General features: G+C 68.5%; 10 protein-coding genes. 8 read left to right on the forward strand and 2 right to left on the reverse strand.

Annotated elements, in window-relative coordinates; all coding sequences use genetic code 11:
- Positions 1 to 63 precede the first annotated feature (63 nt).
- From tkt to pgl, 6 genes are read left to right on the forward strand one after another with little or no spacing between them, the layout of a single operon-like run.
- Positions 64 to 2,175 carry a transketolase gene (gene tkt / locus L687_RS36400; protein ID WP_031207717.1) on the forward strand — a complete coding sequence of 704 codons (2,112 nt, stop codon included), beginning with the start codon at positions 64 to 66 and terminating at the stop codon, positions 2,173 to 2,175.
- Positions 2,172 to 3,284, forward strand: coding sequence for a transaldolase (tal, locus tag L687_RS36405; RefSeq protein ID WP_021200764.1), 1,113 nt, complete (start codon positions 2,172 to 2,174; stop codon positions 3,282 to 3,284). Before tkt ends, tal begins: the two co-directional genes overlap by 4 nt.
- Positions 3,281 to 4,888, forward strand: coding sequence for a glucose-6-phosphate isomerase (locus L687_RS36410; protein ID WP_021200765.1), 1,608 nt, complete (start codon positions 3,281 to 3,283; stop codon positions 4,886 to 4,888). The genes tal and L687_RS36410 overlap by 4 nt, the downstream gene beginning before the upstream one ends.
- A 21-nt stretch (positions 4,889 to 4,909) precedes the next feature.
- Positions 4,910 to 6,460: a glucose-6-phosphate dehydrogenase gene (gene zwf, locus L687_RS36415; RefSeq protein ID WP_021200766.1), complete on the forward strand. Its 1,551-nt coding sequence runs from the start codon at positions 4,910 to 4,912 to the stop codon at positions 6,458 to 6,460.
- Positions 6,457 to 7,392 (forward strand): glucose-6-phosphate dehydrogenase assembly protein OpcA, encoded by a 936-nt coding sequence (locus L687_RS36420; protein ID WP_021200767.1) that lies wholly within the window; start codon positions 6,457 to 6,459, stop codon positions 7,390 to 7,392. Before zwf ends, L687_RS36420 begins: the two co-directional genes overlap by 4 nt.
- Positions 7,393 to 7,397: 5 nt before the next feature.
- Positions 7,398 to 8,177: a 6-phosphogluconolactonase gene (gene pgl / locus L687_RS36425; RefSeq protein WP_029260233.1), complete on the forward strand. Its 780-nt coding sequence runs from the start codon at positions 7,398 to 7,400 to the stop codon at positions 8,175 to 8,177.
- 52 nt (positions 8,178 to 8,229) lie between these two features.
- Here the strand turns inward: pgl and L687_RS36430 are convergent, their stop codons facing one another.
- Positions 8,230 to 9,339: a DMT family transporter gene (locus L687_RS36430; RefSeq protein ID WP_021200769.1), complete on the reverse strand. Its 1,110-nt coding sequence runs from the start codon at positions 9,337 to 9,339 to the stop codon at positions 8,230 to 8,232.
- Positions 9,340 to 9,400: 61 nt separating this feature from the next.
- On the opposite strand from L687_RS36430, the gene def reads away from it, so the two are divergent.
- Entirely contained in the window at positions 9,401 to 9,967 is a 567-nt protein-coding gene (gene def, locus L687_RS36435) for a peptide deformylase (protein ID WP_084487383.1), read from the forward strand.
- A gap of 168 nt (positions 9,968 to 10,135) precedes the next feature.
- Entirely contained in the window at positions 10,136 to 10,603 is a 468-nt protein-coding gene (locus L687_RS36440) for a septum formation family protein (protein ID WP_231479813.1), read from the forward strand.
- Between the two features lie 60 nt (positions 10,604 to 10,663).
- On the opposite strand, the gene L687_RS36445 is transcribed toward L687_RS36440, so the two are convergent.
- Positions 10,664 to 12,082, reverse strand: coding sequence for a PucR family transcriptional regulator (locus L687_RS36445; RefSeq protein ID WP_021200772.1), 1,419 nt, complete (start codon positions 12,080 to 12,082; stop codon positions 10,664 to 10,666).
- Between the last annotated feature and the right edge of the window lie 14 nt (positions 12,083 to 12,096).

Genomic DNA, 12,096 nt, shown 5'->3' on the forward strand with positions numbered 1-12,096 from the left:
CGTGATGATGCGGATGCGCCAGGGAATACGGGCGCCCTCGAAACTGTCGGAAAGGGCATGAACGTGTCGGAATTGCAGTGGGATGAGATCGATCGACGCGCGGTGGACACCGCTCGAATCCTGGCGGCCGATGCCGTGGAGAAGGTCGGTAACGGTCACCCCGGCACAGCCATGAGCCTCGCTCCGGCCGCGTATCTCCTCTACCAGCGGGTGCTGCGTCACGACCCGACCGATGTCGACTGGCTCGGTCGCGACCGGTTCATCCTTTCGGCCGGACACTCCTCCCTCACCCAGTACGTCGAGCTGTACCTCGGCGGCTTCGGTCTCGAGCTGGACGACCTCAAGGCGCTGCGCACCTGGGGCTCGCTGACGCCGGGCCACCCGGAGTACGGCCACACCAAGGGTGTGGAGATCACCACCGGCCCCCTCGGCCAGGGCCTCGCATCGGCCGTGGGCTTCGCGTACGCCGCCCGGTACGAGCGCGGTCTCTTCGACCCCGAGGCTGCGGCCGGTACGAGCCCCTTCGACCACTTCGTGTACGTGATCGCCGGTGACGGCGACCTGCAGGAGGGCGTGACCAGCGAGGCCTCCTCGCTCGCGGGCCACCAGCAGCTCGGCAACCTGATCGCGATCTACGACTCCAACCAGATCTCCATCGAGGACGACACGAACGTCGCCTTCACCGAAGACGTCGCGAAGCGCTACGAGTCCTACGGCTGGCAGGTGCAGGTCGTCGACTGGAAGAAGACCGGCGAATACGTCGAAGACGTCGCCGAGCTGTTCGCTGCGATCGAAGCCGCCAAGGGCGAGACCTCGAAGCCGTCGCTGATCATCCTCAAGACCATCATCGGCTGGCCGTCGCCGGGCAAGCAGAACTCCGGCAAGATCCACGGCTCCGCTCTCGGCGCCGACGAGCTCGCCGCGACCAAGAAGGTGCTCGGCTTCGACCCCGAGCAGAACTTCGTTGTCGCTGATGACGTGCTCGCACACACCCGTGGACTCGCAGCTCGCGCCGCCGACGTCCGTGCCGCCTGGCAGGAGTCGTTCGATGCCTGGGCCGCCGCGAACCCCGAGAAGAAGGCCCTGCTCGACCGCCTGGAGGCGCACGAGCTGCCTGGCGACATCACGAGCGCGCTGCCCGTCTTCGAAGCCGGCAAGGAGGTGTCGACCCGCGCCGCGTCCGGCCAGGTCATCAACGCCCTCGCTGCCGAGCTCCCCGAGCTGTGGGGCGGTTCGGCCGACCTCGCCGAGTCGAACCTCACCACGATCAAGGGCGCGCCCTCGTTCATCCCGGCGGAGTGGTCGACCCACGAGTGGTCGGGCAACCCCTACGGTCGAGTGCTCCACTTCGGCATCCGCGAGCACGCCATGGGCGCGATCATCAACGGCATCGTGCTCCACGGCCCGACGCGCGCCTTCGGCGGGACCTTCCTGATCTTCAGCGACTACATGCGCCCGCCCGTGCGTCTCGCGGCGCTCATGAACGTGCCCAGCATCTTCGTCTGGACCCACGACTCGGTCGCCCTCGGCGAAGACGGTCCGACCCACCAGCCCGTCGAGCAGCTCGCGACGCTCCGCGCGATCCCGAATTTCACGGTCGTGCGCCCCGCGGACGCGAACGAGACGGCAGCGACGTGGCTGGAGATCCTCCGCCGCCACGAAGGACCCGCCGGCATCGCCCTGACTCGCCAGAACATCCCGGTGTTCGAACGCGGCGAGGGCGCAGCCTCCGGCGACACCTTCGCCTCGGCCGTCAACGCCGCCAAGGGCGCCTACGTCCTCGCTGAAGCACCCAACGGCACCCCGGACGTCATCATCGTGGCCACCGGCTCGGAGGTGCAGCTCGCGGTGAACGCCCGCGAGGCGCTGGCTGCGGAAGGTGTGAACGTGCGGGTCGTCTCCGCTCCGTCGCTGGAGTGGTTCGACGAGCAGGATGCGGAGTACCGCGAGAGCGTGCTTCCCGCCTCCGTCACCGCCCGTGTCTCGGTCGAGGCGGGATCCGTGCTCAGCTGGCGCGGCATCGTCGGCGACCGCGGCCGTTCGGTCGGCATCGACCACTTCGGCGCCTCCGCGGACTACAAGACCCTCTTCGAGAAGTTCGGCATCACCACCGAGGCCGTCATCGCGGCCGCCCGCGAGACCATCGCGGCCAACAGCACCAAGGAGAACGCATGAGCACCCCCACCGCACAGCTCGCCGCCGCCGGCGTCAGCATCTGGCTCGACGACCTCTCCCGCACGCGCATCTCCTCGGGTAACCTCGCCGACCTGATCTCGTCGCGCAACGTCGTGGGCGTGACGACCAACCCGACGATCTTCGCGAACGCGATCACCGACAAGAACGACACGTCGTACAACGCTCAGGTCACCGAGCTCGCCGCCTCCGGCGCCACTGCGGAGGAAGCGGTCTTCGCCGCGACCACCCAGGATGTCGCTGCCGCCCTCGACGTGTTCCGCCCGGTCTGGGAGGCATCGAACCACGTCGACGGCCGCGTCTCCATCGAGGTCTCCCCCGACCTGGCGCATGACACCGCCGGCACCGTGGCACAGGCCAAGGAGCTGTGGTCCAAGGTCGACCGCCCGAACCTGCTCGTCAAGATCCCGGCGACCAAGGCCGGTCTCCCCGCCATCGCCGAGGCGATCGGGGCGGGCATCAGCGTCAACGTCACGCTGATCTTCAGCCTGGAGCGCTACGCCGAGGTCATCGAGGCGTACCTGACCGGCCTCGAGACCGCCAAGGCCGCGGGCATCGATCTGTCGACGATCCACTCCGTCGCCTCGTTCTTCGTGTCGCGCGTCGACACCGAGACCGACAAGCGCCTCACCGCGATCGGCACGGAGGCCGCAGAGGCCCTCAAGAGCAAGGCTGGGCTCGCCAACGCACGCCTCGCCTACGAGTTGTTCGAGAAGACGTTCGCCGGCGAGCGTGCCACGGCTCTCCTCGACGCGGGCGCGAACCTGCAGCGTCCGCTGTGGGCGTCCACCGGCGTCAAGGACCCGGCCCTGCCCGACACGCTCTACGTCACCGAGCTCGTCGCCCAGGGTGTCGTCAACACGATGCCCGAGAAGACGCTCGAGGCCACGTTCGATCACGGTGTCGTCACGGGCGACACCATCACCGGTGGTTACGAAGAGGCCCGCGCCGTCTTCGCCGGGCTCGCCGAGGTCGGCATCGACTTCGCCGATGTCACCCAGGTGCTGGAAGACGAGGGCGTATCGAAGTTCATCGACTCGTGGCACGATCTGCTGACGCAGGTCGCCGAAGGACTGGAGTCGCAGCGATGACGTTCTCGATCCACACATCCGGTGCACCCCGCGCCGCGATCGATGAGACGGTACCCAGCCTCGTCCATGATCTGATCGCCTCGCGCATCACCGGCGGAGACGCGACTCTCTGGGGCCCCGCGGCCGAAGCCGAGGCCTCCGTGCGCCTCGGATGGGTGGAGGCCGTCTCGGTCTCCCGTCCGCTCGTCGCCGAGATCGTCGCACTGCGTGCCGACCTCGAGGCCAAGGGCGTCACCCGCGTCGTGCTGGCGGGCATGGGCGGTTCGTCGCTCGCGCCCGAGGTCATCGCGCAGACCGCGGGCGTCCCCCTCACGATCCTCGACTCCACGGCTCCGGGACAGGTGCTCGCCGCTCTCGACGAGGGCCTCGCCGACACCGTGCTCGTCGTCTCGTCGAAGTCCGGCTCCACGGTCGAGACCGACTCTCAGCGGCGCACGTTCGAGGCGGCGTTCCGCGACCTCGGCATCGACCCCGTCGAGCGCATCGTGGTCGTCACAGATCCCGGCTCACCGCTCGACGCCTCGGCTCGCGAGGCGGGTTACCGCGTCTTCAACGCGGACCCGAACGTCGGCGGACGCTACTCGGCGCTAACTGCCTTCGGCCTGGTGCCGTCCGGGCTCGCGGGGGTCGACATCGATGAGCTGCTGAACGAGGCCGAGGCCTCGCTGCTCGAGGTGGCCGTCGACTCGGCCGAGAATCCCGCCCTGCGCCTGGGCGCGGCGATCGCCGCGACGAACCCCCGCCGCGACAAGCTCGGGCTGATCACCGACGGCACGCACATCAAGGGTCTCCCGGACTGGATCGAGCAGCTCATCGCCGAATCCACCGGCAAGGAGGGCACGGGCATCCTCCCGGTCGTCCTGCTCCCGGTCTCCCCCGAGCTCGATCCCGTGCCCGCCGACCTGCAGATCGTCCGACTGGTCGATGACGCCAACGAGTTCCACCTGCACGAGCGTCACGAGGGCGAGATCCTCGTCAGCGGAACGCTGGGCGCCCAACTGATCGTGTGGGAATACGCCACGGCGATCGCCGGACATCTGCTGCGCATCAACCCGTTCGACCAGCCCGACGTCGAGTCGGCCAAGGTCGCTGCTCGCGGCCTCCTCGACGCGCGTCCGGAGCCGACCGCTCCCGCATTCGTCGAGAACGGCGTCGAGGTCCGCGTGTCGGATCCGGCTCTCGCCGTGTCCGGCAACGTCGAGGGCGTGCTCGATGCTCTCTGGGCCCAGCTTCCGGCAGACGGCTACGTGTCGATCCAGGCCTACGTCAACCGTCTCGAGGTGCCGCAGCTCCAGGGCCTGCGCGAGCTGGTCGCGGCAGACTCCGGAAGACCCACCACGTTCGGATGGGGGCCGCGGTTCCTGCACTCGACCGGGCAGTATCACAAGGGCGGCCCCGCGCAGGGCGTGTTCCTGCAGATCCTGGAGCGCACCGAGGTCGACCTCGAGATCCCGGACCGTCCCTTCACCTTCGGGCAGCTCATCCAGGCCCAGGCCGCCGGTGACGCTGCTGTGCTCGCCGAGCACGGCCGCCCCGTCGTCACGCTGACGATCACGGAGTCCTCCGACGACGTGCTCGCCCTCTTCGAAGCCGCACAGAAGTAACAGCAGGAGAATCCCCCACCGATGTCTGTTCCCATCTCGCGCGGGCACAACCCGCTGCGTGACCCCGATGACCGCCGTCTCAACAGGATCGCCGGGCCCAGCGCCCTGGTGATCTTCGGCGTCACCGGAGACCTGTCACGCAAGAAGCTGATGCCCGCGGTCTACGACCTCGCGAACCGCGGCCTTCTCCCTCCCGGGTTCGCCCTGGTCGGATTCGCCCGCCGAGACTGGGAGGACCAGGACTTCGCGCAGGTCGTCTACGACGCGGTCAAGGAGCACGCTCGCACGCCGTTCCGTGAGGAGACGTGGACCCAGCTGCTGCAGGGCATCCGGTTCGTCTCGGGTGAGTTCGACAATCCGGACTCGTTCCGCAAGCTCCGCGAGACCATCGAGAAGCTCGATGTCGAACGCGGGACGATGGGCAACCATGCGTTCTACCTGTCGATCCCGCCCAAGGACTTCCCGCTGGTCGCCAAGCAGCTGAAGGACTCCGGCCTCGTCGGCGAGAACAGCGACGACGACGAGCGCTGGCGCCGTGTCGTGATCGAGAAGCCCTTCGGGCACGACCTCGAATCGGCGCGCGCACTCAACGCCGCGCTCGAGGTGGCCTTCCCGGCCGACTCGATCTTCCGCATCGATCACTACCTCGGCAAGGAGACGGTCCAAAACATCCTGGCGCTGCGCTTCGCGAACGAGCTGTACGAGCCGATCTGGAACCGCAACTACGTCGACCACGTGCAGATCACCATGGCCGAGGACATCGGTGTGGGTGGACGCGCGGGCTACTACGACGGCATCGGCGCGGCACGCGACGTGATCCAGAATCACCTTCTGCAGCTGCTGGCCCTCACCGCGATGGAAGAGCCGATCAGTCTCTCGGCGGAGCACCTGCGCGCCGAGAAGGAGAAGGTCCTCGCCGCAGTCCACGTTCCGGACGACCTCTCCCTCGCGACCGCGCGCGGTCAGTACGCGGGTGGGTGGCAGGGCGGCGAGAAGGTCACCGGTTTCCTGGAAGAGGAGGGGATGAACCCCGAGTCGACCACGGAGACGTATGCCGCGATCAAGCTCGAGATCGATACGCGCCGCTGGGCGGACGTGCCGTTCTATCTGCGCACGGGCAAGCGCCTCGGACGGCGCGTGACCGAGATCGCCGTCGTCTTCAAGCGCGCACCGCAGCACCTCTTCGGGCGCGGCAACGCCTCGGAGCTCGGACAGAACGCTCTGGTCATCCGCGTGCAGCCGGATGAGGGCGTGACGATCCGCTTCGGCTCCAAGGTGCCGGGCAACGGCACGAACGTGCGCGACGTGACCATGGACTTCGGATACGGTCACGCCTTCACCGAGGCGAGCCCCGAGGCCTACGAACGCCTGATCCTCGACGTCCTCCTGGGCGATCCGCCGCTGTTCCCGCGGCACGAGGAGGTCGAGCTCTCCTGGAAGATCCTCGACCCCGTGGAGAAGTACTGGGCAGCCGAGGGCGGTCCGGTCGAGCAGTACGCGCCCGGCTCGTGGGGACCGGCATCCGCCGACGACCTGCTGGCCCGCGATGGACGAGTCTGGAGACGCCCGTGATCATCGACCTTCCCGACACCACCGTCAGCCAGGTCGCGAAGCAGCTGGTCAAGGTGCGCGAAGAGGGCGGCGCCGTTGCCCTCGGGCGTGTGCTCACCCTTGTGATCGCCGCACGCAACGGCGTCGCCGAAGCGGCGATCGACGCGGCGAACGACGCCTCACGAGAGCACCCGATGCGCGTGATCGTGATCACGACGGGCGAGGGCGACTCTCGCCTCGACGCGCAGATCCGCGTCGGCGGAGACGCCGGCGCCAGCGAGGTCGTGGTCCTCCGCGCCTTCGGGGACGCGGCCAGCAACGAGGAGAGCCTGATCACCGGACTCCTGCTTCCGGATGCTCCCGTGGTCGCCTGGTGGCCCGAAGCCGCCCCCGTGGCACCCGCCCAGTCGCCCCTCGGCAAGATCGCCCAGCGCCGCATCACCGATGCCGCGACGGCGACCGACGTCCGCGACCGGCTCGCCCTGCTCGGCGAGACCCACGCCCCTGGCGACACCGATCTGGCGTGGACCCGTCTGACCCATTGGCGCGAACAGCTCGCGGCCGTGCTCGACCAGCCGCCGTACGAGCCGATCACCGGCGTCGAGGTGCGCGGGGCCGCGGCATCGCCGTCGACCGCTCTGCTGGCCGCCTGGCTGCAGATGGCCCTCGACGTTCCGGTGCGCTGGTCGTACGAAGACCCCGAGCACTGGGCGGAGGGCATCAAATCGGTGCGCCTGACTCGCCAGTCCGGAGACATCCTCCTGGAGCGTCCGACTCCCGGCGTGGCCGTGCTCACGCAGCCCGGGCAGCCGAACCACGATCTGCACCTGCCGCGACGCACTCTTCGCGAGTGCCTGGCGGAGGAGCTGCGTCGGCTCGACCCCGACGTCCTGTACGGTCGAGTCATCACCGAGGGCAGGGAGAAGTTGGGTCCGCCCGAGACAGGAGAGTGACGTCGATGACGACATCGTCCGCCGAGAAGCGGGTCGTGGTGGAAGCCACGCCCGCCGCCCTCGCCACCCGTGTGGCCGACCGATTCCTCACGCGGGTGCGCGCGCGCACCCGCAACGGTCGGATCGCACACATCGCCCTCACCGGTGGTTCGATGGGTGGAGCGGTGCTGCGCGCGGCGTCCGAGCACCCCCGGGCGACCGAGATCGACTGGTCACTCGTGCATTTCTGGTGGGGTGACGAGAGGTTCGTGCCGCGCGACGACGTCGACCGCAACTCGCTGCAGTCACGACAGGCCCTCCTCGATCACATCCCGGTGCCCGTCGAGAACGTGCATGAGGTCGCGGGACCAGACAGCGGTCTGACATTGGACGAATCCGCGGCGGCCTACGCCGCCGAACTCGCGCGGTTCGGCACCGAGGAGCATGCCTGGCCCTCGTTCGCCGTGTGCTTCCTCGGCGTCGGTCCCGACGGCCACATCGCGTCGCTCTTCCCCGATCGGGAAGAGGTCACGGTGACGGATGCGGCCGTCCTCGCCGTCCGAGACTCACCGAAGCCGCCGCCCGAGCGCGTCACGCTGACCCGCCCCGTGCTCAACTCGTCGAAGCGCGTGTGGCTCGTGCTGACGGGTGCGGACAAGGCATCAGCCCTGGGGCTCGCTCTCGCGGGAGCGAGCTACACGAGCGTGCCCGCTGCCGGGGCCAAGGGGCGCAAGCGCACGGTGTTCTTCGTGGACGAGGCTGCGGCCGCCGAGGTGTCGGTCGACCTGATCGATCAGGCGTACTGAGTCCGTATCGCCACGGGCGACCGGCACACCTCCACGGACGAGCGGAGCGGCGCTAGGGCCGGTCAGCGGAGCCGTCGTACGGCGGCGGAGTCTCCGGGCTCACCGACCCGCTCGAGCGCTCAGGCGCAGCCGTGGAGGAGGAACTCGATGATGCTGCGCCCTCCGTCCCGCCCTGCCCAGCTCCGCCCGGGGTGCTGCCACCCGGGGTGCTGCCGCGTTGGATGCCCAAGTCCTGGCTGTCGCTGAGCACCTGAGGATGGTAGCGGGCCAGGCCGACCACCCCCCACACGGCGATGGCTCCGGCGACCGCGAAGATCACGAGCACCCACCACGGTGCCGCAGCGGCCTCGCCCAGCACGACCATGCCGATGAGCACCGCGACGAGAGGGTCGACGACCGTGAGCCCGGCGATCACGAGGTCGGGTGGACCTGAGCTGTACGCCGTCTGCACGAAGTACGCACCGACCGCGGCTGCCGAGACGAGCGCGAGCACGCAGATGCCGGTGATCCACTCGAACTGACCTGCTTCGATGCGCTTGATGACCACCTTCGCGAGCGTGGCGACGAATCCGTAGAGGATGCCGGCGCCGATCACGTAGAAGAGCGCCCGCATGCGATGGCGCAGGATGAGCCAGCACGCGCCGAGCACGATGATCACGACCAGGAGGAGCGCCAGGATCACGAACAGCTCGCGGTCGGTGACGTCCTGCTCGGTCGCGTAGATCGCCGCGAAGAAGACGAAGAGGAAGATGCCGCCCACACAGGCCACGATCGCGGTGAGCGACTGCTTGGTGGGCGTATGACCGGAGACGCGGGCGTTGAGCAGAGTGGTGATGACGAGCGCGATGGCGCCCAGCGGCTGCACCACGATGAGCGGTGCCTTCACGAGCGCGGCGAGCTGGCAGATCACGGCGAGCCCGAGCATGAGTGTGCCGATGAGCCATGATGGGCGGGTGAGAAGCCGTTTGAGCTGATCGAAGCTCAAGCCCGACGCGCCGTTGGCACCGCTGAGACGCTCGACCTTCTCGACCCCGCGGTGCTGGTACTGCGCTCCGAGCGACATGAAGACGGCACCGGCGAGAGCGAGGGGGATTCCGAGCAGAAGGCCCGGGTTCTGGAAGGCGCCGACGAGCTGATCGCCGACATCCTCGACCGCGTTCATCCATACCCCGGCATTCACAGTACGACCCTACCTGCCGACTGCCGCCGACTAGGGTTGTGACGTGGCTGTACTTCCGATTCGCATCATGGGCGACCCCGTCCTGCACTCCCCTGCTTCCCCCGTCGACGAGATCACGGAGGACATCCGCACCCTCGTGGCCGACATGTTCGAGACGATGGACACGGCGCCTGGAGTCGGCCTCGCCGCTCCGCAGGTGGGCGTTCCCCTGCGGATCTACACCTACGCGTACGTCGATGACGACGACCAGCCCTGGCGTGGCGTTCTCATCAACCCCGTGCTCTGGATGGTGCCGCTCGAGCCCGGCGACCCGGACCCCGACCTCGAGTCCGAAGGCTGCCTCTCCTTCCCGGGCGAGCGGTTCCCGCTGCGGCGGTCGGAGCGGGTCCACGTGACGGCGACCGACCTGGAAGGCCAGCCGGTCTCGATCGACGTCGACGGCTGGCGCGCACGCATCATGCAGCATGAGTTCGATCATCTCGACGGCATCCTCTACGTCGATCGCCTCTCCGACGGCGATTGGAAGACAGCCCAGAAGGTCGCCCGCAAGCGCGGTTGGGGCCGCCCGGGATCGAGCTGGATGCCCGGCGTCGACGACCTCGAAGGCTGAACCGCTCTCAGCCGAACCACAGGCTCCTCGAAGTTGCATCACAGACTCGCGAACGGCTAGCGTGTTCGCGGCGGGGGCTTTTCGCATGCCTCCACATCACGCTTCGGAGGGGAACCAATCATGATGAAGATGCGCACGCGACGCGCTCTGATGCTCGCAGGATCCGCAGTGGCACTCTCAGTCGCCCTGAGCGGCTGCAGTGCTCTCAACAGCCTTCTCGGCAGCGGCTCCGGCGACGCCAACCGCGATGAGGAGACCGGCCAGGTCACGGAGAGCGCGAACGTCGGCGTCTTCTCGGTGAAGCTGGGCGACTGCATGCTCGACACCGGCTCCGGCATGCTCACGGACGCCAACGTCCTCCCGTGCACCGACCCGCACGACCAGGAGGTGTACTACGAGATCACCATGCCCGACGGCGAGTTCTCCGACTCCGACGTCGACGCGGCGACGCAGGAGTGCATCGGCGATGCCTACACGACCTTCGTCGGTGTGGCCTACCAGGACTCGGCCCTCGACGTCACCACGCTCGTTCCCACCAAGGACTCCTGGGAGCAGAACAACGACCGCGTGATCCAGTGCATCATCTTCGATCCGGCCGGACAGACCACCGGATCGCTGGCCGGCGCCGCACGCTGACCAACAGCCACCAAGGAGGGTCTCGCCAATCGGCGGGGCCCTCCTTCGTGCACGCGCGCATCAGTCGTCAGAGGCACGTATCGCGAGCCAGGCGGCCACCCGATCATCGGGATCGGCGAATGACAGCCCGATCAGGTCTTCGATCCGTCGGATGCGCGCTGCCAGAGTCTGCCGGTGGATCCGCAACCGCGTGGCGCTCTCGCCCCAGGCGCCGTTCGTGGCGAGGAACACGCGCAGGGTCTCGATGAGCTCGGTCCGCTGCTCGGCGGCCCTCAGCGGATCGAGAAGCCGCGCGATCCTCTGCGTCTGGTCCGCATCCAACTGCCCGAGCACGAACGACACCGTCGGGATCGACGAGTAGCGGACGACGCGCTCCCCTCCCGCGCGAGCCGTCTCGCAGGCTTGACGGGCTTCATCGACACTGCGGGCGAGCGCATCCGTCGTGGCGGGCCGACCGAGCCCGAGATAGAGCGTCGAGGCGAAGGACCGCGCCCGATGCGCGATCTCCTCCGCATGTTCCTCGCGCACAACGCCGCGGATCAGACCACGCTGCGCGGCGAAGACATGCTCCGCCCCGAGCTCATCCAGCCACAGCGCCAGCAGATGCTCCACGTCCACGCCACTGGTGCGCGAGGTCAGGACGAATCCCACCAGACTTCGTTCGTGCACGCCCCAGCGACGCAGGAGACGCGTCGCCTCCTCCCCTCCCTCGAGCACGGTCTCCAGCATCATGGATCGGCCGAGACGCTCGAGGTGGCTGCTGTCCCGCGTGCGCATCAGAAGATCGAGCAGTGCCGCGGCCTGCGAGCTGAGCTCCCTCCCCCGACCCGAGCTGTCGTTGCGGGGTGCGGTGACGAGTTGGGCGGTGATGTCCTGCCCCGGGCCGACCGGATGCACCTGGAGCGCGCGATGGCGCACGCGAACCGGGCGCCCCACGGCGACCGCCACGGCGTCGTCGATGTGCAGGCTTCCCGCTCCCGCCGTCGTGATCACCTCCCCGTGGCGGTCGAGGAGCACCGCCCATCCATCGATCCGATGCGCGAGCTCGGCGATGACCCCCGTGATGCCGCTGCGGCGTGCGGCCAGGGTCAGCACCCGCATCGCCGAAGTGATCGCTCGGGCCTCGGCTGCCTGGTCGACGGCCAGCAGGGCCGTCAGCATCGGCGTCAGCAGCTCGCGCGACGTTCCTGCCCCGACGATCGCCGTGATGCCTCCGTCCTCGAGCAGACGTCGGAAAGAGGGCGTGTCCGCATCCGTCACGACGACCACGTCCCGGAGCAGGGCGACCCGCTCCGCATCGTCGGCGAGCCGGTCCAGTTGCCAAGCGTCGACGGTGACGAGAGTGGTGAAGAGACTGTCGGTCGGGGCGCCGAACACTTCGAGCGCGACGACGGAATTCACATGTCGCGAACTCGGAACGCCCCCGTGCAGCAGCTCCCCTTGGAGGTATCGCGCCACGGAGGCGACATCACGAGCCATCTTCTGATCATACA

The sequence above is a fragment of the Microbacterium maritypicum MF109 genome (assembly GCF_000455825.1).
GTDB classification, from domain to species: domain Bacteria; phylum Actinomycetota; class Actinomycetes; order Actinomycetales; family Microbacteriaceae; genus Microbacterium; species Microbacterium maritypicum_A.

Bases quoted from the DNA above. Each gene is read 5' to 3' on its own strand.
- tal (WP_021200764.1), top strand. From the start codon at position 2,172: ATGAGCACCCCCACCGCACAGCTCGCCGCCGCCGGCGTCAGCATCTGG.
- L687_RS36410 (WP_021200765.1), top strand. From the start codon at position 3,281: ATGACGTTCTCGATCCACACATCCGGTGCACCCCGCGCCGCGATCGAT.
- zwf (WP_021200766.1), top strand. From the start codon at position 4,910: ATGTCTGTTCCCATCTCGCGCGGGCACAACCCGCTGCGTGACCCCGAT.
- pgl (WP_029260233.1), top strand. From the start codon at position 7,398: ATGACGACATCGTCCGCCGAGAAGCGGGTCGTGGTGGAAGCCACGCCC.
- L687_RS36430 (WP_021200769.1), bottom strand. From the start codon at position 9,339: ATGAACGCGGTCGAGGATGTCGGCGATCAGCTCGTCGGCGCCTTCCAG.
- L687_RS36445 (WP_021200772.1), bottom strand. From the start codon at position 12,082: ATGGCTCGTGATGTCGCCTCCGTGGCGCGATACCTCCAAGGGGAGCTG.